Raw genomic sequence first — 24,777 nt, 5'->3', positions numbered from 1 at the left:
CCTTTCAGCGAGAAGAGTCTTCGAGGCGCTCGGCCTGGAATCGGGTGACGGGACGGTCGAGGCCCAGCGTGCTGCGCAGGGTCGAACCGGGGACGGGGCGGTGGGCGATGCGGGCGCGCAGGAGTGCCGGGAGCACGGACCGCGCGAGCACCGGAAGATCCTCGTCGACGACGGCGGGATGCAGGCGCACACCGTCGACGTGCGCATCCAGTGCGCGCAGCAGTTCCAGCAGCCCGGTGGCATCGCCGGCGAACGACAGCCGTCCGCTCGGCGGGGCGGGCGGGGACGAGCCGAGTGCCACATCCAGTTCGGCGAACACCAGCGGTGTGCCGCCTGCCTTCGCGCGCCCGGCGGCCGCGGTGGTGTCCTCGAGTGTCGGTCCGGACACCAGCACCACGTCGACCAGGGAGGGATCGGTGTTCCCCTCGGGGCCGAACACCACCAGTTGCCCCTGCGGCGGTCGTGGCACGATGGCCGGACCCTTCACCGAGTAGGTCTCGCCCTGGAAGTCGATGTAGTGCAATCGGTCGCGGTCGACGAAACGCCCGGTGGTGTGGTCGCGGATCACCGCGTCGTCCTCCCACGAATCCCACAGGTCCCGGACCACGGTGATCGCGTCCCGTTCCTCCCGCGCGAGGTCGGCGGGTGCGGTGACCTCGGCCCGGCCGAGGGCGCTCGCGACCCGCGGGTCGGTGTCGCGTGCTGCGATCCAGCCGCCGCGACCGCGCGACGCGTAGTCGAGCGTCGCGAGCTGGGAGGACGTGTGGAACGGCTCGGCGTATGTGGTGCCGACGACCGGTACGAGACCGATCGTGCTGGTGGTCGCGGCGACGAACGCTGCGCGGTTCACCGCGTCGATCCGGCCCACGGGTCCCCCGTCCGCGCCGGGCGGCAGGAGCGAATCGTCGAAGGAGGCGAACGTGAAACCGGCGTTCTCCGCTGCCGCGACCCGGTCCGCCACCGTTCGCCCGGTCAGCAACCGGTCCGGTGTGTGCGCGGCTCGTCGCCAGGCTTCGGGATGCGCACCCTCGCCGTCGAGTTCGATGCCCAGAACCAGGCTCATGCGTTTTCCTCCTCGGTGCCGGCCGTGAGGGGGCGGCTCGGAATGGTCTCGCGCAGCGCGGGTGCCACCTCGGCCTGGAACAGCTCCAGGCTTTCGCGGTGCTGCTTGTCGCTGCCGACGCGGTCGGCGCTCAGGTGGATCACCTCGTGCCCGAACTGCTCGTGGTAGCGCTGCACCTTGTCGATCACCTGCTGCGGGCTGCCGATCAGTGCGGAGCTGCGTTCGACGAAGTCCTCGACGGTTTCGAACACCACCGGAAGTCCTGCCCTGCGGGCGAAGTCGAGGCGGGCGGCGTGAATCGGCCGCCACACGTCGAGCGCATCCTGTGAGTTCGGCGTCACGTAGAACCCGGCAGTTCCGGCGCCGACGAGGGCGTCGGCGGGATCGTGACCGTAGTGGGCCCACCGTTCGCGGTAGTGGCGGACGAGTTCGGCGTACGAGTCGATGGGGTAAGTGACGTTCGCGGAGAAGATCGGATCACCGTAGCGGGCCGCGAGATCCACCGATTCCTTGCTCGTCGCGCTGCCGTGCCAGATCCGGATCCGCCGCTGCAGCGGGCGCGGCAGTGCGACAGCGTGCTCGAGAGACGGCCGGAACGTGCCTTCCCAGGTGACGTCCTCGCTCTGCCACAACTGCCGGAACAGTTCGTAGCCCTCGCGGTTGCGGTCCCACTGATCGTCCGAGGTGACGTGGAACAACTCCGCCTGCGCGGTGCCGTTGCCCTTGCCGATGATGAGCTGCAGCCGGCCGCCCGACAGGTTGTCCAGCGTCGAGTAGTCCTCGAACGCACGGACCGGGTCGAGCAGGCTCAGCGTGGTGACCGCCGTCCACAACTGCAGCGTGCTGGTGCGCGCCGCGATGGCGCTGAGCACCACGGGTGGGGACGAGGACAGGAAGGGATGTTCGTGGCGCTCGCCCACCGCGAACCCGTCGTACCCCAGTTGCTCGGCGAGGACGGCGGACTCCACGACCTCCTGCAGCCTCGCCGCAGTGCCGATCTTCTCCCCGGTCACCGGATCCGGTTGGTGAGTGATCAGGCTCATCAGCAGAAACTTCATACGGACTCGTACTCCTTTGCGGCACAGGCGGAAGGCAGAGTGGTAGCGGTGTGCAGGATCTTCTCGAATCCGTGGATTCCGACGTCCTGCGGTGGGAGGGTGCGGTCGAACAGTGCCGTGTACCCCGCGGCCAGATACAGGGCCACCGCCTCGGGCTGCCGCGGCCCCGTGGTGAGGAAGATGCGGGAGAAACCGGCCCGGACGATCTCGGCCTCGAGCTCCCGCAGCACGATTCGTCCGAGGCCGCGGCGGCGGTGCGCCGACGAGGTCCAGATCCGTTTGAGTTCGGCAGTCGTGTCGTCGTAGCGGCGGAAGGCCCCGCCCGCCACGGACGCCCCCTCCTCGACCACGACGAGCAACGCGCCACCCGGTGCGGCGAACTCCTCCGCCGGATACGTGCTGAGATCGTCGTAGATCTCGTCGCGGGTGCGCCCGTACCGAGTGCTGTACTCGATCGCCAGTTCTTCGAGCAGCGGCGCGGCCAGTGGATCCGCCTGGTCGACGAACACGGTCTGCACGGATTCGGTCCTCTCGGTCACTGGTCCTCCTGTCAGCTGGTCTTCGGGAGTCCGGGCGGGTTGACGACCGACGTGCCGACGGCCTCGCTCGCGATGTTCCAGCGGTCGAGAACCTGCGCATACGTGCCGTTCTCGATGATGTGATTGATGGCCTCGTTGACGGCAGTCACCAGTCCGTTGTCCTTCTTGGTGAGCACGGCGATCTCACCCTGGAGGGCGTCGCCTGCCCCCGAGAACGTTCCGGCGATCTCGCTCTCCCCTGCCTGCGCCACGTGGAACGACGAGGACGGGTTGGGCCCGAAGTAGGCGTCGATCCGGCCCGACGCGAGGGGAAGGTAGTAGTCGGTGACGTTCTGGTAATAGGTGATGTCGGTGGGTTCGAGCCCCGCCGCGACGTTCTGCTCACTCCACTTCACCAGCAGCGCTTCCTGATTGGTGCCGGAGGAGACCGCGATCTTCAGGCCCGCGACGTCCTTGGGCTCCTTGATCTGGATGCCGCTGTCCTTCTTCGTCTCGAACGCGACCGTGTCGAGGCGGTACGTCGAGAAGTCGTACTTCTCCTTCCGCTCCTCGGTGACGGTGACGTTCGAGATGAACGCGTCGGCCTCCCCCGAGTCGATTCGAACGAAGTTCTGCGCCCAATCCGCGGCCTGGAGGTCGACCTTCAACCCGAGAACGTCGCCGATCAGGTACGCGAAGTCGGTCTCCGAGCCGATGAGCGTCTTGTCGTCGTCGGCGTAGAAACGCAGGGGCGGGGCGGAACCGGCACTGCCTGTCACGATGAGCGTGCCGCGGTCGCGGATCTGCTGGGGAACCTTCGCGGCGATCGACTCGACCTCGTCGGTGGTGATGCGATTCTGGTCTGCGGTGAGGTTGTATCCGGCGGCCGAGGTCGGCCCCGATCCCTCGTCCTCGACGTCGCCGCCCCCGCACGCGGCGGCGAGCAGCGCGACGGTGGTGAGGGCCGAGGCCAGAATCTTCGTACGGAACCGTGCGGTGGACATGTGTGCCTTTCGGGGATCCACACCGAGGTGTGGAGAATCAGAGAACTCGGGAGAGGAATGCTGTGGTGCGGTCGTGCTGCGGGTTGTCGATGACCTGCGAGGGCGGGCCCTGTTCCACGACGACGCCGGCGTCCATGAAGACCGCCGTGTCGGCGACCTCCCGCGCGAAGCCCACCTCGTGGGTGACGATCACGAGGGTCGCGCCGTCCCGTGCCAGTTGTTTGATCACGGCGAGGACCTCACCGACCAGTTCGGGGTCGAGGGCCGACGTGGGTTCGTCGAACAGGATCACCGCCGGGCGCAGTGCGAGGGCCCGGGCGATCGCGACCCGCTGTTGCTGGCCGCCGGACAGTTGTCGCGGGTACTCGTGGGCCTTGTCGCGCACGCCGACCCGTTCCAGCAGCGCGATCGCCTCGGCCTCGACCTCGGCGCGGTCGCGGCCCTGCGCCGACACCGGCGCCTCGATCACGTTCTCCAGCACCGTGAGGTGGGGGAACAGATTGAAGGTCTGGAACACGAATCCGATCCGGGAACGCTGCTTCAGGATCTCGCGTTCACGCAGTTCGTGGAGTTTGTTGCCCTTGCGCCGGTAGCCGATGAGGTCGCCGTCGATGCGGATGGTGCCCCGGTCGACCTTCTCCAGGTGGTTGAGTGTGCGCAGCAGCGTGGACTTGCCGGAACCCGAAGGCCCCAGGATCACCGTCACCTCGCCCTTGCGGACCAGCAGGTCCACACCCTGCAGGACTTCGAGTGCGCCGAAGGACTTGTGGACTCCGCGAACTTCCACCGCGAACTCCGCCGGAGTGGCTTCGACCGTCATTTCGTGGCACCTCTCGGTACGGAGACACCGGCGTCACGGATCTCGGCGAACTTCCGGGTGAGCTTCTGCCACGGAGTCGGCGGCAGTGCCCGAGCCGATCCGCGCGCGTAGTGCCGCTCGACGTAGTACTGGCCGATCGACAACAGCGTGGTCAGGATGATGTACCAGATCGTCGCGACCATCAGCAGCGGTACGACGCGGCCGTTGCGGCCGAAGATCACCTGAACCTGGTAGAACAGTTCGGCGATCGCCATCGTCGACACGATCGAGGTGCCCTTGAACAGGCTGATCACCTCGTTCGCGGCGTTCGGCAGGATGCCGCGCATCGCCTGGGGGAGAACGATCTTGAAGAACTGGCGTCGGCGCGGGATGCCCAGCGACTGCGCCGCCTCGATCTGCCCGTGGTCGACCGAGATGATGCCGGAGCGGATGATCTCGGCGGAGTACGCGGCCTGGTGCAGGGCAAGCCCGATGACGGCGGCGGTGAAGCCGCTGATGACGCCGTTGACCTCGAACGTGAAGAACCCCGGTCCGAACGGAATGCCCAGCGACAGAGTCTGATACAGGTACGTGATGTTGAACCAGAACAGGAGCTGCACGATCAGCGGAATCGACCGGAAGGCCCAGATGTACACCCAGGCGATCACCTGCAGGACCGGGTTGTGCGACAAGCGGCTGACCGCAAGCACCACGCCGAGGGCGAATCCGAGGACCGTCCCCCACAGCGTCAGCTTCACCGTCATCCACAGCGCCTGCAGCACGGAGCCGGCGGTGAAGTACTTGGCGAACGTGGCCCAGTCCCATCCCGGGTTGGTGGCGAGGCCGTGGACGAACTGGGCGAGCAGTACCAGCACGGCGGCGCTGACGATCCACCGCCACGGATGCCACGTCCGTGCCACTTCCAGCGCGGCGTCCGCGTCGCCGGAGGGCACTGAATCGAGGGGCGCGGCCGAACGCGCCCGAACGGGGGCGCTCACGCTCCCTCACCACTTACGACAGTCATCACTGAGGCGGCCTTTCACCTGGAACGGGACGGGAGGAGGGCGCGTCTTCCGCGGGATGCGGGCGCGCGTCAGTCGCTCACCGGGCGAAATGCCCGGTGAGCGTGCTGTCAGACCTCGTCAACAGTGGCAGGAGGTGGTCCGGCACAGGTCGATGTGCCGTCTGCGCCACGCAGGGCGCGCAAGGTAGTTCATGTGCTGCCTTCCATCGATCCCGGCGGTAGCACCCGCACCCGAAGAATTCGGAAGGGTTGCTGCGACGTCAACGAGCCAGGTCTCTCGGTCGCTCTGGATGGTTGAAGCGAACACTAGCCGCATTCCCGAAGCCCGTCAACACGAGGTATTTCCCTGCAACACAGGGGAAATGGCGTCGAGCGGACACAAGAATCACCGTGCGCAGAAGTACTGACAGGCAGCGAATCATGCGGTTGGATTGTGCGTGCAGCCCTGTATTTCCGCGGCGGTGCGACCCGGCTGCCGGGCCTTCCGACGCCCTTGTAACGTCGCCTCGGTGACACCACTCGAAGTCATCGCGATCCTGGTAGCCGGCGTAGGCGCGGGCGCGATCAACGCCATCGTCGGCAGCGGCACGCTCATCACCTTCCCCACCCTGGTGGCATTCGGGTTCCCTCCGGTGACCGCCACGATGTCGAACGCGATCGGCCTGGTCGCCGGTGGCGTATCCGGCACTTGGGGTTACCGGCGGGAACTGGCCGGGCAGGGACCGCGACTGCGGTGGCAGATACCGGCGTCACTGTGCGGTGCGATTCTCGGCTCGTGGCTACTGCTGCACCTGCCCGAAACTGTGTTCGAACTCGTCGTCCCGGTGCTGCTGATCCTCGCCCTGATCCTGGTGGTGCTGCAGCCGAAGATCCAGGCCTGGGCAAAGCAGCGCGGCAGCCACGAGGCCGGCCTGAGCCCGGCGCGCCTCACCCTGCTGACCGTCGGGACGTTCGCCGTGGGCGTGTACGGCGGATACTTCACCGCTGCGCAGGGCATCCTGCTGATGGGTGTGATGGGCGCGATCCTGCCGGAGAGCCTGCAACGGATGAACGGCGCGAAGAACCTGCTCTCGCTCATCGTCAACGTCGTCGCCGCGACCGCGTACACGCTCGTGGCCTTCGAGCGGATCAGCTGGACGGCCGCCGGCCTCATCGCGGTGGGTTCGCTGCTCGGAGGCGTCCTCGGGGCCCGCTACGGCCGCAGGCTGTCGCCCACCGCGTTGCGGGGAACCATCGTCGTCGTCGGCCTCATCGGTCTGTTCCGCCTGCTCGCATAGTCGCGCATGCACCCTCCCCCTCCCTCATACTGAGTCGGTGAGCAACGACGTAGAGCACCCGGGCTGGACCTATCTCATGGACATGGACGGCGTTCTCGTCCACGAAGAGCACCTGGTCCCCGGGGCCGACCTGTTCCTGGCAGAACTCCGGGAATCCGGTACCCCGTTCATCGTCCTGACCAACAATTCGATCAGGACTCCGCGCGATCTCCGCGCCCGTCTGCTCCGCACCGGCCTGGACATTCCCGAGGAATCGATCTGGACGTCCGCCCTGGCCACCGCGACGTTCCTGGCGAACCAGCGCCCCGGCGGCAGCGCGTACGTCGTCGGCGAATCCGGGCTCACCACCGCACTGCACGACATCGGGTACGTCCTCACCGAGAACGACCCCGACTACGTGGTCCTCGGCGAGACCCGCACCTACTCCTTCGAAGCGATCACCACCGCAATTCGTCTGGTGGAGAGGGGCGCTCGCTTCATCGCCACCAACCCCGACCCCACCGGCCCGTCCCGAGAGGGGTCCCTTCCGGCCACGGGATCCGTTGCGGCACTGATCAGCAGGGCCACCGGTCGCGACCCGTACTACGTGGGCAAGCCGAATGCGCTGATGATGCGCTCGGCGCTGCGGGCAATCGGCGCGCACTCCGCGAACACGCTGATGATCGGCGACCGCATGGACACCGACATCGTCTGCGGGCTCGAGGCCGGGCTGCAGACCATCCTCGTCCTCACCGGAATTTCGACGCGGGATTCGGTGGAACTGTTCCCCTACCGCCCCACCGCGGTGCTCAAATCGGTCGCCGATCTGGTCGGCCGCACGTCGGATCCGTTCGGCGATGCGGCTCCGCCGCCCGTGAGTACTTCTTAACCGCGGGACGTTGACAAGTACTCACGGGTGACGGCAGCCGGTGATACCCCTGATGGTCGCTGCCCTGTACGTCCCGAACGTGATCCGGTTCCCGTCTCCACCGGCGAACGTCACGTCGTGGCGTCCGGGTCGGTCGGCGTGCACGTCGAGTCGGTCCATTCCGGCGTCGGTGGCGATCGCACGGGCCGCGGCCAGCACAGCGGGCCAGTCCGCGTCGTCGATCGGGGTGTCGGACAGCAATGCCTGCGTGGTGACGGAAAGCCCCTCCGTGTACGCATACGGGCCCGGGCATCCGCCGCCCTGGCTGCGTTCGCGATGCCACTGCCACCGGACATCCGGTGCAATCGCAGCGACGGCCTCGCTGATCCGCACCAGCGCATCGGTGACCTGCCGCTCGGTGACCGCGAGTGTCGGCCGGTCGCTCAGGCTCGCTGCCGCCGCCGCGATCTCCTCGTCGCTGAAGTTGCACGGGTTGTCCGTCACGCCACCACATCCGCTCGTCAGGATCGCCGCACCGATCACGGCGACCGCCTTCACTGCCCACCCGCCATCCGTCACCTGATCGCCAGTTCCGGCATGCCCGCGACGATCACCGCCATGTTGTAGCCGGACGTCCGCAGCTCTCCGTTGCCACTCGGCCGTGGGTACTCGCTGTGCCCGTCGGCGTCTTCCCGCCGCACGCCGTCGGGGGTGGTAGCCTCGCGCACCGACAGTTGCTCGAGGTGCGTCTGCACCGGGTCGGGGCCGAGCCTGCCGAATCCGTCTGCCACGGCGATGGGGTCGTCGTGCGCGCGCATCACGAATCCGTGGCCGGGCGCCAACCCGAGGTCCGATTCGTCGTTCGCGTCGAACCCGGGCGAGCCGTAGAACACGGCGTCGTCGACGGGCTGTCCCGGTCCCGGATCCTGCAACGCCAGGCCCTGGGTGTACGAACCGTACGAATGACCGAGGGCAGTGATGTGCGGGTCGGGTTTCTGCGAGGCGACGTCGAGGCCGTCATAGAATGACGCGAGTTTCGGGGCGCCCGCCGTCGCGCGGTCGGACTGCCAGGAATCGACGAGCCATCCGCGCCCGAGATTCTGGTCGAGGAACGGCACGTCGTAATTGCCCGGACCGGTGGTGGCCGGAGGCTGATACCCCAGCCACGCGATCGTCGACACCGTCTCACCGGTGCGGTCGGCCAGGTCCAATTGCCGTTCGGTCTCGGCCTTCAGCGCCGCCGCCTCGTCGGTCATCCCGCGCAGCGAGGGGACCGTCGTGTCGATGCCCGGTGTGGTGACGGAGATGTGGTCGGCGGTGTCCGGGTCACCGAGCGCGAACGCGGCCATCGTCCGCTCCCCCGACTGCAGGTCGAGCAGCATCAGCCGGCCGTCCGGGTGATCGCGCACGAGTTTCTCCAGATCGCCCAGGTCCCGCAGCTTCTGCTCGGCGTACCACAGCGCCGCATCGTCGTCGGTGAAGGCTCCGCCGAACCTGTTGCGGTCCAGCCTTTCCCGGATCCGGGCCCGTTCCTCCTCCCACCGCGACCGCTCGTCGTCGAACCGGCCGACGTTCGCCTCGTGCCGCACCGCGGACGGGATTCCGTCGCGATCACCCACCCACTCGGGATGCTGCTCGATCACCTCGCGGCGCTGGGCTGCCGGCAGGGCGTCCCAGTACTCGCGGTTGTCGAGCGGGGAGCCGTCCGGCGGCGGCGCCGGGGCGGACAGTCCGGTGCCCGGGCGATCCGTCTCACCGGGTTCGGTCGCGCCGTCCGCGGCCCGCGTCAGGACAGCGGCCGCGTCGGCGACGAGGTCCTCCGCCTGCAGGATCAACGCCCGGGCGGCGGCACGAAGTTCGTCACGCCGCGCTGCCGCAGCGTCGACAGTCGGTCCGGGCGCATCGATGATGTCCCCGTTGTCGGACAGGGCCATTCCGTGGGCGGCAGCCGCTTCGCGGAGGCCGTCGAGCTCGGCCTGCAGGTGCGTGACCGCGTCGACCATCTCACGGATCAACCGCTCGACGACAGTGATCGCCGCGACCTCGCCGGTCAGATCATCCGCGGCGATCCGGAAGCGTCGACGCGCGGCGTCGGCGGCGTCCGCCTGCCACGTCGGCAACCGGCCGATGTCGGCGAGACGGTCCTGCACGAAACCGATCGTGGCCAGTCGGGCGGACAGCGACCGTTGCACGGCCTGCAGCGCACTGGTGTCCCACCGGGCAATGTCCCTCAGATTCACGATCCCCCCCAGGATGCATAATGCCCGTACCCTAACGGATCGATCGCATCAGCGGAGTCCGATCTCGTCTCGACCGACACGAAGGATCGAAAATGAGCGATTCCACCCACGTCGACACAGCGGCCCTACGCGCAGCGGCCAGTCAGCTCGACATCCTGTTCGACGAGGCGTGCTCACAGCTGAACACCACCGACGCGGCCCTCGCCGACTCGGGTACGGCGTGGCCGGATGCGACCGGTGCCGCGTTCGGCCGGTTCACGTCCTACCTGGACGATCGACGGGAGTTGTTGCAGCAGTCTGTTGCCGAGATGTCGACGAACCTCGTCGAGTGCGCGCGCCGGTACGACGCTCAGGACAAGGCCACCGCCGGGCACCTCGACGAGGTCGCGCCGGCCACGAGCCTCGACCTCTAGGCGCTTCGCACCCGTGCGCCTTTGTGGTTGCCGGAACAACCAGAAAGGCGCACGGGCGGCGGAGCCGCCTATCCGAGCTCCGCCTCGGCGGCGGCCCAGAAGGCCACGATCTCTGCGGCCATCTCTTCGGGACACTCCTCCGGCAGGTGGTGTCCGATGCCCTCGAATACGCGGTCGCGGACGTTGGTACTGAACTGGCGCATCGTATGGAACAGGTTGTCGGCGTCAGCGTAGGAACCGCCGAGTGTCAGCATTGGCATGCCGAGTTGCTTCTGTTTGCGAGCTTCGCTTGCGGCACGGCCTCGCGGGCTGAATACCTCGCGGTAGTAGTTCAGTCCCGCCCGAACCGCCCCGGGCTTGGAGAAGACACGGAGGTACTCCTCGAATGCTTCCGAATCGATAACCCATGTGCGCGCAAGCTTGGACGGGCCGAAGAACCAGCTGAGGAATTCTCGTTCCCGGCCGTGGATGAGCGCCTCCGACAGTCCCTCGACTCGGTTGAAGTAGAAGTGCCACTGACGTGCGTTCAGACTGTCGTCGGGATAGCCGCGCTCGGGCAGAGGTGACACCCAGGGGATATGAGCGTCCGAGAGGACCAGAGTGCGTACATCCTGCGGATACGCCGCGGCGTGCGCATGTGCGATCCAGCTTCCCGTGTCGTGGCTGACGATGTCGAGGCCGTCCGGGCCCGCGAGTCCGAGTTGCTCGATCAAGACGTGTACGTCCTCGGCAACGTTGTCCAAACCATATCCCTCACTGGGCATATCACTGTCGCCGAATCCGCGTGGGTCGATGGCGTAGACGCGACGCCCAGCCTCGACGAGAAGGGGAATGATGTAGCGCCACGCATACCAGCTCTGCGGCCAGCCCGGTATCAGCAGGACTGGGTCACCCTCGCCCGCGACGACATAGTGCAGTCGCACTCCCTCGGCGACGGGGACGAGGCCGTGCTGCAGATCATGCATCTGGACGCTCATGTGGCTGTGCTGCGGCACTGGATAGGGTGGGGTCGCGGTTCCGAACCGGGTCGAAGCCGACGGGGTCGTTGTAGTGGCTCTGTCAGACATGACAGCGAGTAACCTCCATGTGGTCGTTGGGCAGTAGAGAGTCGGATGTTCGCGTGGGTCGCTATTTGATGAAGCTGTATCGGCTTCTGTCGATTGTCAGTGCGACCGACGCAACCACTACGAGCCCTTTCACGATCTCCTGGGTGAAGTTGTTCACGCCGGTGAGGTCCATACCGTTCGACAGCAGGGCGATGACGACGACGCCCAGAACCGTCCGATGTGCTCCCCCCAGTCCTCCCGAGAGGGCTGTTCCGCCCATGACGACCGCTGCAATGGAATCCAGCAGGAGCGCATCACCGGCGCTGGGCGAGCCGGCTTGAACTTGGCCGGTGAGGATGACCCCACCCAATCCGCACAACGCTCCGCCGAGCACGAAGGCGAGAATCTTGTACCTGCGCAGATTGATTCCGGACAGTACGGCCACCGGTTCGCCGCCCCCGATCGCATACAGATACCGCCCGAACTTGGTCCGGAACGAAACGGCGGTCAGGAGAGCCGCTACAGCCAGCACGATGAAAATCACATTGGGTATACCCAGGAGCGACTTCGAATTGACGAACTCGGGAAGCGCCGTGCTCGAGTAGACGATTGCACTACCCCCGGACAAGTGCCCGGCGACACCGGCACACACCGACATGGTTCCCAGGGTGACGAGGAACGAGGGCACCTTCAGTCCCGTGTAAATGGCGCCGTTGGCGAAGCCGATCGCCGCACCTGCCAGCACGCCGGCGGTGATGGCGCCCAGAAGCCCGATCCGATCGACCGCTGCTGCGGTCACGAGCCCTGACAAGGTGACATTTGCACCGACCGACAGATCGATCGATCCGATCACAATGACGATCGTCCCAGCCAATGCGACGAGAAGGAGGACCGCAGCCTGCCTTCCGATATTTGTCGCGTTGTCGAATGTCAGGAACTGAGGGCTGGTGATCGTGAAGTACGCGATGATCGCAAAGACCGAAACGAAAGGGTATACGAGCGTGCTGTTCTTTCGTAAAGTTTCCGATATGTCGAGGGTGGTTCTTTCGAGAGTCGCACTTGTCATGATCAGACCATCTCCTTGACGATATCTCGCTCGTCGGGCTTCGCGCTCGACGGGCTCTCCAGCGACGCGGTGATTGCACCCGATCGCATTACCAGAATCGTGTTCGACAGCCCGATGATCTCGGGCAGGTTGTCCGACACGAGGATTACGCTCCCACCTGATTCCGTGAAGGAGCGGACCAGTTCGTACAGTTCTTCTTTGGCACCGACATCCAGGCCGCGACACGGATCATCGAGTACCAGAATCGAAGGCTCACGTTCGAGGCATCGGCCGAATACCACTTTTTGCTGATTTCCCCCGGACAGCCTGCCGATCAACGCATCCGGTCCTGGCGCCTTGATACGTAGCCTGTCGATCCAGCGCTGTGTCATCGCGCGACTTCTCCGCAGGTTCAGGACTGCGGTGCCGCGGTACCTGAGCTTGTCGAGCAACGTGAGTGTCAGGTTCTTCTCGACGCTATGAGAAAGAATGACACCTTCGGTAGTCCGCTCCGCCGGAACGTACTGAATGCCCTGCCTGATCGCGTGGGAAATCGAACCATTACGTAGGGGCACGCCCGCGACATCGATGAATCCCCGGTCTGATTTCTGGATACCCGCCACGGCACGTGCAAGATCGGATTTACCGGAGCCGAGCACACCGGCCAGTCCCACGATTTCTCCCTCGCGAAGCTGGAAGTTCACATCCTGGAATCGTCCCGCGCAGGATAGACCGGACACGTCGAGAACCACAGGACCGAGAGCGTCCCGTTGGGCAGCCTCTTTGTAGTATTCGATGTCTCGCTTACGTCCAACCATCAACTCGTGCAACTGATCGTCCGTTGTCTCGGAGATCGGCAGCTGGGCAATCAGTGAGCCGTCTCGGAGTACCGCAACGTCATCGCAGAGCGCCTGAAGATCCGACAGTCGATGCGAAACCAGCACGAAGGTGGCGCGATCTCGCCACCTCCGCACGCTGTCGAAGAGGAGATCCGTCTCCACGGCCGACAGAGCACTGGTCGGCTCGTCCAAGAGGATTATCGGATGTGCATCGTGCGCGGCGGTGGTCGCGAAGGCTTTGCCGATCTCCACCAGCTGCCTCTGCCCGAAGGACAGGTTCTGGGTTGCCACGGTGGGATCGACTTCCACGCCGAGGTCGTGTAGCACCTTCGCGGACTCGTCGATCATCCGACGGCGCCGCAGAATCCCGTGGTGGATGAATCGCTTCTCCCGCCCGAGGAACATGTTTTCGTATACCGGTAGCGAGGGGATGAGACCCTGCTCCTGAAAGACAGTCGCGACGCCGTGCTCGGCGGCCTCGAGGGGATGCCCGTAGCCCACGACCGAGCCGGCGATTTCGATCGTACCGCTGTCAGGTTTGTTCGTTCCGTTGATAATCGACAGAATCGTCGACTTTCCGGCGCCGTTCTCGCCGACGAGTCCCAGAACTGTGTTGCGATGTACGCTGAGGTCGACGCTGTCCACTGCCGTGAACGACCCGTACCGCTTGGTGATTCCGGTCATTCTGAGAGCAAGAGTCCCAGGAGCGTCGTACGTCGTATCGAGCGAATCAGAAGGGGTCTGACTGAGTTTCATTTCCACGATTCCTCCTCTAGGACTTGAAGGGGCCGGACCGGTAACGATCCGCGTATTCCGCTGCCACTCGGTTGAACTCGGCCTTGAAACCGGGCTCCGAGTAAGCTCCGTTGAGGGAACGACCGGCCATGTCGAGACCCCGCCAGTGCAGCTCGGGATCGATAGGAATCATCAAGTTCTGGGGGTCCCAGTCTCTCGGATTCAGTGTGCGACTCATCTTTGCGACGTCGTAGGGAAGCCGGCCCCGGTAGACCTTGTCGTACGCGGCTTCCGCGTTCTCACGGGTGATCAAGGTGGATTCCTGGTACATCATCCGCTCCGGCAGGGCGGGTTTCCATCCATTGAGCGCGTCGAAGACGGCCACCGCCGAGTAGGCCGCCAGGTGCGGCGGAACGGACATGTGGGTCACCGCCATATTGGGCCCGGTCATGATCTTCTGCAGGTTCTCTTTGTTGCCGTCGATACCGGAGACTTTGACGTGCCGCATGTTTCGCTCCTCGAGCACGCTCAGGACACCGTTCGCCTGTGCGTCACTCTGAGCGAACACCGCGACCATGTCCGGATACGCGGTGACCATGTTCAACATAACGGATCGCGACTTCTCGCGATCCCACTCTCCGTACAGTCCGCCGACAAGTTCGATTCCAGGGTTTTCGGCGACGGCGCGAGCCAGCCCCGCACTCCGGTACAGATCGGGCGTCGAGCCCCTCAGACCGGCGATGTGAACGACCTTTCCCGCATTCCCGATCTGCCGAAAGAGCTCGGTCGCAACCTCGTACGCGATCTTCTCCGAGGGCGGCGTGACGTGAGCGACGAGGAAGTCCCCGACGTCGATCGGAGTCAGCCACGGCTGGAGTTCCCACGACGGCACCCAGTAGGTCTGATTTTCTTGAACGGTCCGTGCCATCGCCGGAACGATCCCTGCGGTCGCGGGCGCCCCGATCAGCATCCGACTACCGGTCGCCTTCACAGTCTGGAGTTGTCCGACCTGCTTCGCAGGATCGTTGTCGTGGTAGAACTGGCGAGCGTTGCACTGCAGTGCCTTCGTGGCCGCCTCGTATCCAGCGTTCCAGCTGTTCCAGTAGTCGTTGGTGAGACCGTAGATCTGTTGCGAGATGCGCCCGGTCTGAAGGTCGACGCCGGTGGCCGACCGGATCGTCCCGCTCATGGCGGCCGACTCTCGATTGCAGGCGGCGAGAAGCGGAGCAGCCGCAATGCCGGCCCCCGCCAGGGTCGCGAGCTTCAGAAACGACCGGCGGGCAAGAGGATCGCGGAGACCCGATGCCGCGTTGATGAGCTTCTGCTCGTCGGAAACCCTACGCATCGGACATCCTTGCCGCTACGTCGTAGATGGTCCCGTTGAACGCACGGACCCGGTTGACGAGATCGCCGCAAGGCTCATCCTCATGGTTTTTCAGTCCCCAGCCACGGGCGTCGTTCTCGATGTATCCGCACCAGTGCCAGCCGATCAGCCACGGTTCGCCGAGTACGCCGCCGAGACTCCGAACATAGTCGTCACCGCGTGCCGCATGATCGGGGAGCGCGGTGCGATCGGGGTTCAGCGCAGTGGGGGCGCAGTTACCGATGTCCGCGATGAGAACGGGCTTGTCGATGCCGGCGGACCACGTCGAAAGGTCGTTGCGCATGACTTCGTGGTTCTGGCGCTCATCTGTGAAGTACTGAATCGACAGGACGTCGATGAACGGCCGCGCGGCGTCGAGGACCGGCTGCGGAATGCCCTTGTTCCCGTTGTATCTGTCGCCCAGAATCAGGTGATTCGGGTCCTGTGCCTTGATGTGACGAGTCACCGTCTCGTAGTACTTGTGCGCAACCTGATACAGCCGCTCGTCGCGTTCCCGGGGGCCGAGCCCCTGCAACGTCGGGAAGTCACTTCCCGACGCATGGGGTAGCCACGCCGGGATGTCCACCATGAAGTATCCGAGCAACTTCTCGTTGTCGGCCTGGTCGAAACAGACCCGGCGCGCTTGGTACTCGACGAAGTCTTCCCAGTCAGACGAGAACACGTCCGGATGGATCGGGTTGCCGTTCCAGTCCTCGATCTGTGCCACCCGCAAGTTCTGGACGAAGGGCATCCCCGCAGTCTCGTAGTCTGCCGCGCTGAATCCCTGTGAGTGCTGCAGGTCGAAGGTCTTGTTCCAGTCGGTGATCAGCTCCCCACCACCGCTGACCCACTGCTGCGTCCAACCGAGAGTGTTGAAGCCCCATTCCGTCAGGTCGCGTACAACGCCATCGCGGATCCAGGTCTCGCGGTCGCCGTACTTCTCCCGCCAGATGTGTGCGTTGTAGTGGTGTTTGAGGTCTGTGTCCTCCGCGTGATTGACACCTGCCGAGAGGAATCCGTTCCCCGCGGGGTCGATGAACCACCATCGGCCGTCGATCCTCTCGACTCGAAAGAAGCCTGTAGCCCTCGAGGTGATCTCGGTGGTCCCGCCCCACGGGTTGAGGTGCCTGGGTGCACGTGCACTCATGTTGTTCCTTTTCTGGTGATCCAATTGCCTGACCTCGACGAGGCGCAGAATTACTCGAGACGTTTGCACTCGGGGAGGTCTGTTCTGGGAGAATTGGGTGATCCCCAACATTGCGATGCGTGCAAGAGTGCTACGTCACAGATGAATTGTCAACGGCTAATCGAGAATGGACGCAGAATTGCCAAACACTAGAGACAGCAGCCCTTCTAGCTGCATGGATCCCGAAAACATCGGATCAGAATCGCTATTCAGAATGCATATTCAGACGCAGTAATCAGAACCGCGGTTCCAGGCCCTCGCCAATTCCGGAACAGGATTCCGTATTCCACTTTTATCCGCTGAAAGATTGACATCAGCGAAATCCATGAAGGAAAACGAGACGCTGTCCGCGGTCTCCGACGACGAGAATCCCGACCCGCTGTCGCCCGCAGACACTTCAGTGTTCAAGCCTGACAATGCGATTGAACGCCGATATGGCCGGACAGCACGACGGAACCTACGCGTTCACCACGACGACACAATCGAGTCGACAAGGTCACGGAGCTCACGTCTGCTCGTGCCGTGCTTCGCCTGAACAGCCATCCCCTGGACGACCGTCGATATGTAGAAGGCGGCCCTCGCCGGCGTCATGCTCGGCGGCAGCGGCTCATGGCGCATCGTCACGGCGAACCGCGCTTCGAGCGAGGACAGGGTCTGATCCCGGCTTCGAATCAGTTCGAGCCGAACGTCGTTCGACTCCGGCGAGCACGACAGTGCGGAATTGGTTTCGAGGCACCCTGGAGGTGTGCTCAGATCTGTATGCAGATCGACGAGGCCATAGAGCAGTTTCTCGACGATTCTCCGCGGAGTGGGTTCGGCCAACGCATCGTCACGGAAGGAAAGATACTTCTGCTGGTAGCGTTCGACCGCGCGCGTGAACAGATCTTCCTTGCTGTCGAACACGCGATAGAAACTGGCGCGGTTCAATCCTGTCGCACCGAGGAGTTCGGCCAGAGACGCGCCTTCGTAGCCACGGAGCCAGAACAGCCGTAGCGCTCCTTCGAGCGCACGGTCTTCGTCGTATCCTCGCGGAGCGCCCATCAGAACACCCACACGTATGCGGTTTCACTGCCCAGCAGGGACATCGGTATCTCCAGAAAGGACGCCACAACACGACTAGTACGTTCTAGTGCAGAAGGCTAGATGCTCGAATGGGCTCGGTCAAGGTGTCGAACCGCAGAACCGAGTTCGGCGGCGGATCAACGAACATCCGGTTGATCCGCCGCCGAAGCGGGCTACGCCTCCGACACCGAAACAGCCCGAGCTCGACTCGACGCTGTCATACGCTGCGCATCGTTCCACCGTCGATTGCGTATTCGGCACCGATGACGGACGGGCACCGATCGGACACCAGAAAGCCGACAAGCTCCGCCACTTCAGCGGTCTTGGCCACGTCACCCAGGGGAACTCCGCCGAAGAGGCCCATCAGTTCGGCCTTTCCGTCATCCAGAGAGTTTGCGAATTCTTGCGACATCTCCGTCTCGACGATCCCCGGCGCGATGCTGTTGACCCGGACTCCGTACGGCGCCACCTCGACTGCGAGCGCCTTGCTGTATGCGGTCAGCGCCGCTTTGCTCGTCGCGTAGGGAACCGAGGCGCCGAGAGCGAATCGGCGTTGGATGGAACTGATGTGGACAACCGCACCAGAGCCCTGGCTCTTCATAGCGGGAATGAGCGCTCGGTCCACGCGGACCGCCGCCATGAGGTTCGTCTCCAGGGCGACCTCCCAGTCGTGCTCGCCCATGGAGAGAACTCCACCGTCGGACAGGGTCGCCGCGCCGGCCGAGTGGACGACGATGTCGATTCCGCCCAACCGGTCCAGCACTGCGTATGACACGCGCTCCGCCTCGGCGGGTTGTGTGAGGTCGCCGGTGATCAGGTCCGGAAGCGATGGGTTCTGCGTGCGCCGAGAGCGGGCCACCGTCGCCACTCGTGCACCGCGATCGCGTAGATACTGGGAGATCGCGGCCCCGATACCGCGTGAGCCACCGGTAACCAGGACACGCTTTCCATCGAATTCGCCGTGAGGAACCACCTCGGGTGCGGTGTCCCGGCCCCCGTTGTCCGATGAGGACATGAATACTCCTTTTCCAATTGCGCCCGATGGTGCGCGATCAGGCGCACCATCGGCCGTACTACTTACGCCGGTACCTCTTTGAGGAACAGCTGGACAGACTCGAGGAACTCGGCAGGTCGCTCTTCCGGGAGCCAGTGACCGCAATTCGGCACCACTACGCCGTGTACGTTCTCGGCCACGGCCTCCATGGAGCTGACACACAGATCCCGAATACTGTTCGCGCCACCGAGGGCGAGAACCGGGATGGTCAGCTTGGTCTTCGACAGTTCGGCATTGTCGATACCGTCCTGGTAGAACGCCCTGTAGAGCTCGAGCCGCAGACCACCCGGGCCCGAGTAGCTACGAGCGTAGACGTCGATGTCCTCGTCGGTGATGCCGTCGAGGTTGTACATCTGCATGCGGTAGAACCACCGGAGGTACTCGCGCTCTTTGCCGCTGATCAACATTTCGGCCACGTCGCTCGCTGCGTGGAACGACAAGTGCCACAGTCGAAGCTCGTCGCGCTGATCCATGAAGTACTCGATGCCCTTGTCCCCTGCGACGCCCTTGAGCGCCATCTCGCAGAAGACGAGGCTGCGGACCTCGTCGCGGTGAGTTGCCGCGTATGCATAGGCGACGGCGGCGCCGTGGTCATGGCCCGCGACGTGAACAGGGCCCAACTCGAGCTTCTCCACGAGCTGGTGGATGTCCTGAGCCACGGTCTTCTTGTCGTATCCCGTCAGCGGCTTTTCCGGGACGCCGGAGTCGCCCAGGCCACGCAGATCGGGAACGATGACCGTGTAGTGATCGGCCAGCTGGGACATGACCTTGCGCCACATGTACCACGTCGAGCCCCAGCCGTGCAGGAGCACCAGCGGCGGCCCGTCGCCTCCGCGGACGTAGTGCAATCGGACCTCGTCGAGGTCGATCATGTGATGTGCGAATCGCTGGTCCAGTTCGTATGTCATGGTGATTCCTTTGGGAGAGAGTGTTTCAGCGGAACAAGACGCCACCGTTGACGTCGATGGACGCCCCGGTGACATATCGTGCTTCGTCCGACGTGAGGAAGAGAACAGCGTTGGCGATGTCGACGGGATCCGCCGAACGACCCAGCGGGATATGGGCGTACTCCTGATCGCGGAACTCTTCGAAAGTGATCGATCTCTTGGCGGCCTCCTCGGCGAGGGCCTGGCGGTGCAGATCGGTGTTGGTCATACCCGGCGCGACGGTGTTCACGGTGACGCCGTCCCCCGCGACCTCGGCGGCAAGGGATTGCGCCAAGACGATGATTGCTGCCTTCGAGGCGCAGTAGGCCGAGAACAGTGCTTGGCCGACGCGTCCCCAGAACGAGGCGATCAGCACGATTCGCCCGTGGCCCTGCCCCTTGAGCACCGGCAACGCGGCCTTGGCGAACAGGAATGGTCCTGTCACATTGATGGCGAACACCCGATTCCATTCGGCCTCGGGCAGCGTGACGACGTCTGCGGGGTTGTTCACGACGCCGGCGGCGACGACCACGTTGTCGAATGAGCCGAACTGTGTGGTTGTCTCGGATACGACCCGTTCGCAGTCTGCGAGCGAGGTGATGTCCGCGACTGTGCCGACCACGGTGACGGAGGGATACTCGGCCGCCAGAGTGGCCGCCGTTTCGGTGACATCCGGGTCGATGTCGGCGATGACGACGTTCGATCCCTCCTGCGCGAGGCGCTCCGCGGTGGACTTCCCGATCCCTTTCGATCCACCGACGACGATGGAGGTGTGACCGTTGAAGCGGGCCGTGACGGACGGCTTCAACTCGTGTGCAGCCGCATCAAGCGACATTGTTGAACTCCCTTGGTGTGAATTGCGAATTCGAAACTTGTGTCCTCGGCGCAGCTCTGTGTCAGAGGATGCTGCCGATCGAGCCACCATCGACGCCGTAAACACTCGATGTGACATAGGAAGCCAGGTCCGAGGCAAGGAACACCACGACGTTGGCCACCTCGGCGGGTGTCCCGATCCTCGCCAACGGGAGGTGCCGTGACTTCATCTCGGCCTCGATCGATTCTGTTCGGTCGACGCCGTGCACTGCTGCGAACGTGTCGGCGAGTCCACCTTCGCGCTCCCACATCGGTGACATGATCGCGCCGGGTGCGACCGCGTTGACCCTGATGTCGGGCCCTTCGGCCTTCGCCAACGAGGTCGTGAGAGACAGGATCGCTGCTTTCGATGCCGCGTAGTCGGGACCGCCGATGATCGGCTGTCGACCGAGGTCGGAGGCGTTGTTGACGATTACCCCGCGCCCGGCGGCACGCATCAGTGGAAGTACGTACGAGATCGCACGAACCTGGCTCATGAAGTTCAGTTCCATGGTGTTGATCCAGTCGGCATCGGAGAGCGTGTCGAAGACACCGAGACTGCCGGCTCCCACGTTGTTGAACAGCACATCGACCTGGTTGGCGAACGGTCGTAATACCTCGTCGAACCCGCTCCCCACACCACTCGTACTCGCGAGGTCGGCGACGGCGTAGTGGACCTCGGTCTGGTCGAGTTCGTCTGACAGCGCCTTCAATCCGGCTTCGTCGCGGTCGACCAATGCCAGGCGCGCTCCCTCGGCGGCAAAGGTTCTCGCGGCCGCGGCTCCGATACCTGATGCGGCGCCGGTGATCAGAACGATCCTGCCGCTGAGCCCTGTATCCATTTTTATCGCCTCTCTCGGTTCTTGCTCGATGGGGGCCACCCCGTGTCGAGGGTGTGCGTGTCGCCGGCGTCTGCACTCAGCGGAGTCGGCTGATAGGCCAGCAATTGCCATCCTGAGTTCGAGTACTTCCACACGGCGAGGCAGCGATTTCGCAGCCTCTTCGGTCTGCCGCCAGCTGTGATTCGGGCGTTCATTTCTCCGACGACGAGTGCTACATCGCCGATGACTCGGACGAAGTCGATGGGATGCTCGATTTCGTGATAGACGTAGAAGCCGCTGCGTATCTTCTCGAGATAGCTTTCGAGGGTGTCCGTGTCGCCGGACGAGTGCGAGTAGGCGAGATCGGGATGACACAATGATTCGAACGCGTCGTAATCCTGGCTGACCACCGCGTCGTATCGCACGTCCTCCAGCTCGCGGATCGTGAGTGTGTCTGTGGCGTTTGACATGTACAGCTCCTGGCTCGGCGGCAGAACTAGCGTGCCGATTCGGTTCGACGGTCGGAAACGGTGGGGCGGCGGCCGGCCAGCGCATCCTGCAGAAGGCCCCGAAGGCCTTCCTCGGTCACCTCACGCGGATTCGCGTAGGGATTCTTCAGCGCCTGCTCGACGACGAGGTCGATGTCGCTGCCGTCCATGCCGATCTGTTCGAGAGCGTGCGGAATGGGAAGTTTCTGCGCGAGTTCCCACAGAGCTACCGCTGCCGAGGTGTCGACGCGCAGGGCGCGCTGAACTGCGGCCTTCGCTGCTGGAGCGCTCGACTCGTTGTAGGCCAGCGAATAGGGGAGGACGATCGCGTGTGTTTGCGCGTGGGGCAAGTTCAGAGACCCACCGATCGCGTGGCAGAGCTTGTGGTGCAGCGACATGGTGGTGGCACCGAGGCTCGCGCCGCACAGCCACGCGCCGTAGAGGGCTCGGGTGCGGTGATCGATGTTCTCCGGGTCTGCGACCACTCGTGGGAGTGCCTCGGCGAACGCACGAATACCTTCCTCGGCCATCAGCGAGATGATGGGCGACGCGTCCGGTGCGTAGAGGGCTTCGACCGCGTGAGCCATTGCGTTCATCGCACTTGCCGCTGACAGGCCGGCAGGAAGTGTGGTGGTGAGACCCGGGTCGTACAGGACGAGTGCTGGGAGCACGGACGGGCTCGTGCCGGTCTGCTTGTGCCCGTCGCGAGTCAGGCCCCATACCGGTGTCATCTCCGAGCCCGCGTACGTTGTCGGGATCGCAATGATGGGCATCTGGTGTCGGAGGGCAATCGCTTTGCCCAGACCGACTGATGAGCCACCGCCGACCACGACGCACACGTCCGCGCCTCGGTCGAGTGCGAACTGCAGGGCAGCGTCGGCCACGTCCACCGGGACGTGCATCTCGGCCCCGTCGAAGATGCCGGCGCCGCGGTCGCCGAGTTGGGCGAGGACCGACTCCGCCAGTGGTCGTTGCTCGGGCGTGCAGACGACGATCGCTCGCTCTGTTCCCAGCTCGGCGACATGCGATTGCAGTTGGCTGAGCACATCGATACCGAAGCGAACTCGCATCGGAAGTGCGGTGTAGCCGAATTCGGACTGGAAGCTCATGCCGACGCCACCGTCCGGTCGCCGTCCTGACTGAGCCTGACGTCGAAATGTACTGCGCGGAAGGGGTTGTCGAACCCCAATTCCTTTGCTCGATCCGGATCGTCTATTTCGACGAACTGGCGGACGAGGCTTTCCTTCACACCGAACACGACGTCGGAGTCGATGTAGGGACTGTCGTCGACGAAAAGATGAGTGGTTACGGGCTGGTACCCCTCGGCGGCGACGATGAAGTGCATGTGCGCGGGCCTGTTCGGATGACGGCCGGTGCGCTCGAGGAGCGTACCCACCGGTCCGTCGTCCGGAATCGGATAGAACCGTGGGACGATCGTCCGGAACCAGAATCGACCGTCCGCGTCGGTGCGGAACAGTCCCCTGAGGTTGCGATGCGGTTGGATGTCCGGTTGCTGGACATCGTAGAAGCCGTCCGCATTGGCCTGCCACACGTCGACGGTCGCGTCGGCGACGGGCTTGCCGTCCTGCCCCGTTACCCGTCCTGTCACGAGACATTGTTCGCCACCGCCGTCGAGCGCGATGTTCGCGCCGAGTACGCGATCCGGGGATTCCACCATATGAAACGGACCGAGCACGGTCTGCTCTGTCGCGTCGTCGAGAGCCCGGTGGTTGATGGTCTCCACCAGCATCGACACGCCCAGCACATCCGATAGCAGGATGAATTCCTGCCTCACGTCGGTGCAGGTCTGACCGGTGGCGGTCAAGAAGTCGACTCCTGTTCTCCACTCCTCATCGGTGAGCTGAACCTCCTTCACGAAAGCATGGAGGTGAGTCACCAGCGATCCCAGGATTTCGCGCAGTCGCGGATCAGTGCCATCGCCGAAGCTGTCGACAACCACCTCGGCGGAGCGATCCTCACTGAACAATCCACTACGGCTCATGATCGGCCGTCCTTCCGTCAACGTTCTCGACACTTCAACCGGCTCCTAGGCCGTTCAGTGCGGTCGATTTCTCGTGGGCACCGCGCCCTCAGTCCGTTGCCTTCAGCGGGACCGGGCCGGAGCTGTTTCACTCACACTGAATATTGTGACATGGAGCATGGCCATTTGTGAAGAGATTGTCAACTGCGCTGAACTTCGTCCTCGCCGCTCGGCACGCACCCTTTATCGAAGCCCGCCGTCTCGGTCGGTTTGTTCCGCTCTCCCGACCCTGTGCGGCATCACCCCCGACGCGCGACGCCAGTCGACCGATATTCTCGAAAAACCCAGATCACGGGGCCGACGCTACTGTGGGTGAAGCGTGCCCACGCCAGGTCGGGCGGCGTAGCGGACGATGGTTGACAACCCAGCCTGCTGAGTGCATGATCGGATTCACAATATTAAGTCACAGTGAATTCGTAGTCCGCTGACTGAACAGGCGCCTTCCCGCTCGGGGAGGGATCCAGGACAGGAGCGCAGATGGTTTCGAGAAACCGCCCCCTGGGCTCCGCCCCGGACTTCACCGGATTCCGACAGCCGTCACTTCACAATCACCCCGCAGAACAGGAGAATCATGTTCGTCAAACGCGCCGACCAGCTCCAGCCGGAAATCGTCCACGACACCGGTGCCGTCTACTGGATCGTCCCTGAGGGCTCCATGCGGGACGAGACCGAAGGGTCATCCTTCTTCGACTTCGTCTCCGAATTCACCGTGCAGCCCGGTGCCCAACTCCAGCCGCACTACCACGACACTTTCGAGTTCTACTACATTCTCTCGGGCCGGGCGATCATGCAGATCGAAGACGAGGCCAACCATGTCAAGCCGGGTGACCTCGTCAAGATCCCGAGGAATGCCCGGCACACCATCTGGCCGACTGGCGACGAGGAGATCCGCGCACTCTGTTTCTCGACGTCTTTCCAGGCCCCCGGCGAGCGATTCGTCCCCTGCGAGTTGCCGCGGGTCGAACCCGAGACGAGCTCTGAGCCAGCACGGCCCTGATTTCCTGTCCTGCACCAGATCTGCGTCTTCGCAGGCGATGGATCGCAGCCGACTACTACCAAGCACTGTCGAGCCGACC

The 24,777-nt window shown here is 64.2% G+C and carries 26 protein-coding genes and 1 riboswitch; of the genes, 4 read left to right on the top strand and 22 right to left on the bottom strand.

What is annotated here, in order from left to right; genetic code table 11:
* Positions 1 to 4: 4 nt before the first annotated feature.
* The 7 genes from AZG88_RS46010 to AZG88_RS55920 all read right to left on the bottom strand — a co-directional run bounded on the left by AZG88_RS46010 (position 5) and on the right by AZG88_RS55920 (position 5,659).
* Positions 5 to 1,063 (bottom strand): LLM class flavin-dependent oxidoreductase, encoded by a 1,059-nt coding sequence (locus tag AZG88_RS46010; RefSeq protein ID WP_061701379.1) that lies wholly within the window; start codon positions 1,061 to 1,063, stop codon positions 5 to 7.
* A complete protein-coding gene (locus AZG88_RS46005; protein WP_061701378.1) occupies positions 1,060 to 2,121 on the bottom strand; it encodes an LLM class flavin-dependent oxidoreductase in 1,062 nt (353 codons plus the stop codon). The genes AZG88_RS46010 and AZG88_RS46005 overlap by 4 nt, the downstream gene beginning before the upstream one ends.
* Positions 2,118 to 2,660 carry a GNAT family N-acetyltransferase gene (locus tag AZG88_RS46000; protein WP_005251659.1) on the bottom strand — a complete coding sequence of 181 codons (543 nt, stop codon included), beginning with the start codon at positions 2,658 to 2,660 and terminating at the stop codon, positions 2,118 to 2,120. Before AZG88_RS46000 ends, AZG88_RS46005 begins: the two co-directional genes overlap by 4 nt.
* A gap of 11 nt (positions 2,661 to 2,671) precedes the next feature.
* Positions 2,672 to 3,643, bottom strand: coding sequence for an ABC transporter substrate-binding protein (locus AZG88_RS45995; RefSeq protein ID WP_037230740.1), 972 nt, complete (start codon positions 3,641 to 3,643; stop codon positions 2,672 to 2,674).
* 37 nt (positions 3,644 to 3,680) lie between these two features.
* The gene (locus AZG88_RS45990; RefSeq protein WP_005251656.1) at positions 3,681 to 4,463 is read right to left on the bottom strand and encodes an amino acid ABC transporter ATP-binding protein; all 783 of its coding nucleotides are present in this window, start codon (positions 4,461 to 4,463) and stop codon (positions 3,681 to 3,683) included.
* Positions 4,460 to 5,440, bottom strand: a complete 981-nt coding sequence (locus AZG88_RS45985) for an amino acid ABC transporter permease (RefSeq protein WP_025433180.1) — start codon at positions 5,438 to 5,440, stop codon at positions 4,460 to 4,462. The genes AZG88_RS45990 and AZG88_RS45985 overlap by 4 nt, the downstream gene beginning before the upstream one ends.
* A 144-nt stretch (positions 5,441 to 5,584) precedes the next feature.
* Entirely contained in the window at positions 5,585 to 5,659 is a 75-nt protein-coding gene (locus tag AZG88_RS55920) for a putative leader peptide (protein ID WP_368681154.1), read from the bottom strand.
* Between the two features lie 7 nt (positions 5,660 to 5,666).
* A riboswitch (SAM riboswitch) is annotated at positions 5,667 to 5,763 on the bottom strand.
* Positions 5,764 to 5,975: 212 nt separating this feature from the next.
* Here AZG88_RS55920 and AZG88_RS45980 point away from each other — a divergent pair.
* Positions 5,976 to 6,743, top strand: coding sequence for a sulfite exporter TauE/SafE family protein (locus AZG88_RS45980; protein ID WP_061701377.1), 768 nt, complete (start codon positions 5,976 to 5,978; stop codon positions 6,741 to 6,743).
* Between the two features lie 76 nt (positions 6,744 to 6,819).
* Positions 6,820 to 7,611 (top strand): HAD-IIA family hydrolase, encoded by a 792-nt coding sequence (locus tag AZG88_RS45975; RefSeq protein WP_005562415.1) that lies wholly within the window; start codon positions 6,820 to 6,822, stop codon positions 7,609 to 7,611.
* A gap of 21 nt (positions 7,612 to 7,632) precedes the next feature.
* On the opposite strand, the gene AZG88_RS45970 is transcribed toward AZG88_RS45975, so the two are convergent.
* Together AZG88_RS45970 and AZG88_RS45965 are read right to left on the bottom strand one after the other, a co-directional pair.
* On the bottom strand, positions 7,633 to 8,148 hold the full coding sequence (locus tag AZG88_RS45970; protein WP_231914437.1) for an LppA family lipoprotein: 516 nt from the start codon (positions 8,146 to 8,148) through the stop codon (positions 7,633 to 7,635).
* Positions 8,149 to 8,165: 17 nt separating this feature from the next.
* Entirely contained in the window at positions 8,166 to 9,830 is a 1,665-nt protein-coding gene (locus tag AZG88_RS45965; protein ID WP_061701375.1) for an alpha/beta hydrolase, read from the bottom strand.
* 92 nt (positions 9,831 to 9,922) lie between these two features.
* On the opposite strand from AZG88_RS45965, the gene AZG88_RS45960 reads away from it, so the two are divergent.
* Positions 9,923 to 10,243 (top strand): type VII secretion target, encoded by a 321-nt coding sequence (locus AZG88_RS45960; RefSeq protein WP_061701374.1) that lies wholly within the window; start codon positions 9,923 to 9,925, stop codon positions 10,241 to 10,243.
* Positions 10,244 to 10,311: 68 nt separating this feature from the next.
* On the opposite strand, the gene AZG88_RS45955 is transcribed toward AZG88_RS45960, so the two are convergent.
* The 13 genes from AZG88_RS45955 to AZG88_RS45895 all read right to left on the bottom strand — a co-directional run bounded on the left by AZG88_RS45955 (position 10,312) and on the right by AZG88_RS45895 (position 23,662).
* The gene (locus tag AZG88_RS45955) at positions 10,312 to 11,220 is read right to left on the bottom strand and encodes an alpha/beta fold hydrolase (RefSeq protein WP_063886969.1); all 909 of its coding nucleotides are present in this window, start codon (positions 11,218 to 11,220) and stop codon (positions 10,312 to 10,314) included.
* A 151-nt stretch (positions 11,221 to 11,371) separates the two neighbouring features.
* Positions 11,372 to 12,355 (bottom strand): ABC transporter permease, encoded by a 984-nt coding sequence (locus AZG88_RS45950; protein ID WP_082833656.1) that lies wholly within the window; start codon positions 12,353 to 12,355, stop codon positions 11,372 to 11,374.
* 2 nt (positions 12,356 to 12,357) lie between these two features.
* Positions 12,358 to 13,929 (bottom strand): sugar ABC transporter ATP-binding protein, encoded by a 1,572-nt coding sequence (locus tag AZG88_RS45945; RefSeq protein ID WP_082764839.1) that lies wholly within the window; start codon positions 13,927 to 13,929, stop codon positions 12,358 to 12,360.
* A 16-nt stretch (positions 13,930 to 13,945) separates the two neighbouring features.
* Positions 13,946 to 15,253 carry a sugar ABC transporter substrate-binding protein gene (locus AZG88_RS45940; protein ID WP_061701372.1) on the bottom strand — a complete coding sequence of 436 codons (1,308 nt, stop codon included), beginning with the start codon at positions 15,251 to 15,253 and terminating at the stop codon, positions 13,946 to 13,948.
* Positions 15,246 to 16,418, bottom strand: a complete 1,173-nt coding sequence (locus AZG88_RS45935; RefSeq protein ID WP_197436330.1) for an agarase — start codon at positions 16,416 to 16,418, stop codon at positions 15,246 to 15,248. Before AZG88_RS45935 ends, AZG88_RS45940 begins: the two co-directional genes overlap by 8 nt.
* A gap of 504 nt (positions 16,419 to 16,922) precedes the next feature.
* Positions 16,923 to 17,498, bottom strand: coding sequence for a TetR/AcrR family transcriptional regulator (locus AZG88_RS45930; RefSeq protein ID WP_061044956.1), 576 nt, complete (start codon positions 17,496 to 17,498; stop codon positions 16,923 to 16,925).
* A gap of 238 nt (positions 17,499 to 17,736) precedes the next feature.
* Positions 17,737 to 18,534, bottom strand: coding sequence for an oxidoreductase (locus AZG88_RS45925; RefSeq protein WP_061701371.1), 798 nt, complete (start codon positions 18,532 to 18,534; stop codon positions 17,737 to 17,739).
* A 62-nt stretch (positions 18,535 to 18,596) separates the two neighbouring features.
* Positions 18,597 to 19,481: an alpha/beta fold hydrolase gene (locus tag AZG88_RS45920; protein WP_061044931.1), complete on the bottom strand. Its 885-nt coding sequence runs from the start codon at positions 19,479 to 19,481 to the stop codon at positions 18,597 to 18,599.
* Positions 19,482 to 19,506: 25 nt separating this feature from the next.
* Positions 19,507 to 20,334: an SDR family NAD(P)-dependent oxidoreductase gene (locus AZG88_RS45915; protein ID WP_061701370.1), complete on the bottom strand. Its 828-nt coding sequence runs from the start codon at positions 20,332 to 20,334 to the stop codon at positions 19,507 to 19,509.
* Between the two features lie 61 nt (positions 20,335 to 20,395).
* Complete coding sequence (locus tag AZG88_RS45910) at positions 20,396 to 21,193, bottom strand: SDR family NAD(P)-dependent oxidoreductase (protein WP_061701369.1); 798 nt, start codon at positions 21,191 to 21,193, stop codon at positions 20,396 to 20,398.
* Between the two features lie 2 nt (positions 21,194 to 21,195).
* Positions 21,196 to 21,642 carry a nuclear transport factor 2 family protein gene (locus tag AZG88_RS45905; RefSeq protein ID WP_063819670.1) on the bottom strand — a complete coding sequence of 149 codons (447 nt, stop codon included), beginning with the start codon at positions 21,640 to 21,642 and terminating at the stop codon, positions 21,196 to 21,198.
* 26 nt (positions 21,643 to 21,668) lie between these two features.
* Positions 21,669 to 22,769, bottom strand: coding sequence for a maleylacetate reductase (locus AZG88_RS45900; RefSeq protein ID WP_061701368.1), 1,101 nt, complete (start codon positions 22,767 to 22,769; stop codon positions 21,669 to 21,671).
* A complete protein-coding gene (locus tag AZG88_RS45895; RefSeq protein ID WP_061701367.1) occupies positions 22,766 to 23,662 on the bottom strand; it encodes an intradiol ring-cleavage dioxygenase in 897 nt (298 codons plus the stop codon). Before AZG88_RS45895 ends, AZG88_RS45900 begins: the two co-directional genes overlap by 4 nt.
* Before the next feature lie 610 nt (positions 23,663 to 24,272).
* On the opposite strand from AZG88_RS45895, the gene AZG88_RS45890 reads away from it, so the two are divergent.
* Positions 24,273 to 24,698, top strand: coding sequence for a cupin domain-containing protein (locus AZG88_RS45890; RefSeq protein ID WP_061701366.1), 426 nt, complete (start codon positions 24,273 to 24,275; stop codon positions 24,696 to 24,698).
* The last annotated feature ends 79 nt before the right edge of the window (positions 24,699 to 24,777 follow it).

It is taken from the genome of Rhodococcus sp. LB1 (assembly GCF_001583455.1).
GTDB lineage: Bacteria > Actinomycetota > Actinomycetes > Mycobacteriales > Mycobacteriaceae > Rhodococcus_F > Rhodococcus_F opacus.
Note: the sequence above shows the minus strand (reverse complement) of the source record. Positions and strands in the feature narration are given on the sequence as shown.

Excerpts from the sequence above, each read along its gene's own strand:
- AZG88_RS46010 (WP_061701379.1), bottom strand. The coding sequence starts at position 1,063 with ATGAGCCTGGTTCTGGGCATCGAACTCGACGGCGAGGGTGCGCATCCC.
- AZG88_RS46005 (WP_061701378.1), bottom strand. The coding sequence starts at position 2,121 with ATGAAGTTTCTGCTGATGAGCCTGATCACTCACCAACCGGATCCGGTG.
- AZG88_RS45995 (WP_037230740.1), bottom strand. The coding sequence starts at position 3,643 with ATGTCCACCGCACGGTTCCGTACGAAGATTCTGGCCTCGGCCCTCACC.
- AZG88_RS45990 (WP_005251656.1), bottom strand. The coding sequence starts at position 4,463 with ATGACGGTCGAAGCCACTCCGGCGGAGTTCGCGGTGGAAGTTCGCGGA.
- AZG88_RS45975 (WP_005562415.1), top strand. The coding sequence starts at position 6,820 with ATGGACATGGACGGCGTTCTCGTCCACGAAGAGCACCTGGTCCCCGGG.
- AZG88_RS45960 (WP_061701374.1), top strand. The coding sequence starts at position 9,923 with ATGAGCGATTCCACCCACGTCGACACAGCGGCCCTACGCGCAGCGGCC.
- AZG88_RS45955 (WP_063886969.1), bottom strand. The coding sequence starts at position 11,220 with ATGAGCGTCCAGATGCATGATCTGCAGCACGGCCTCGTCCCCGTCGCC.
- AZG88_RS45950 (WP_082833656.1), bottom strand. The coding sequence starts at position 12,355 with ATGACAAGTGCGACTCTCGAAAGAACCACCCTCGACATATCGGAAACT.
- AZG88_RS45945 (WP_082764839.1), bottom strand. The coding sequence starts at position 13,929 with ATGAAACTCAGTCAGACCCCTTCTGATTCGCTCGATACGACGTACGAC.
- AZG88_RS45940 (WP_061701372.1), bottom strand. The coding sequence starts at position 15,253 with ATGCGTAGGGTTTCCGACGAGCAGAAGCTCATCAACGCGGCATCGGGT.
- AZG88_RS45935 (WP_197436330.1), bottom strand. The coding sequence starts at position 16,418 with ATGAGTGCACGTGCACCCAGGCACCTCAACCCGTGGGGCGGGACCACC.
- AZG88_RS45930 (WP_061044956.1), bottom strand. The coding sequence starts at position 17,498 with ATGGGCGCTCCGCGAGGATACGACGAAGACCGTGCGCTCGAAGGAGCG.
- AZG88_RS45925 (WP_061701371.1), bottom strand. The coding sequence starts at position 18,534 with ATGTCCTCATCGGACAACGGGGGCCGGGACACCGCACCCGAGGTGGTT.
- AZG88_RS45920 (WP_061044931.1), bottom strand. The coding sequence starts at position 19,481 with ATGACATACGAACTGGACCAGCGATTCGCACATCACATGATCGACCTC.
- AZG88_RS45915 (WP_061701370.1), bottom strand. The coding sequence starts at position 20,334 with ATGTCGCTTGATGCGGCTGCACACGAGTTGAAGCCGTCCGTCACGGCC.
- AZG88_RS45910 (WP_061701369.1), bottom strand. The coding sequence starts at position 21,193 with ATGGATACAGGGCTCAGCGGCAGGATCGTTCTGATCACCGGCGCCGCA.
- AZG88_RS45905 (WP_063819670.1), bottom strand. The coding sequence starts at position 21,642 with ATGTCAAACGCCACAGACACACTCACGATCCGCGAGCTGGAGGACGTG.
- AZG88_RS45900 (WP_061701368.1), bottom strand. The coding sequence starts at position 22,769 with ATGAGCTTCCAGTCCGAATTCGGCTACACCGCACTTCCGATGCGAGTT.
- AZG88_RS45895 (WP_061701367.1), bottom strand. The coding sequence starts at position 23,662 with ATGAGCCGTAGTGGATTGTTCAGTGAGGATCGCTCCGCCGAGGTGGTT.
- AZG88_RS45890 (WP_061701366.1), top strand. The coding sequence starts at position 24,273 with ATGTTCGTCAAACGCGCCGACCAGCTCCAGCCGGAAATCGTCCACGAC.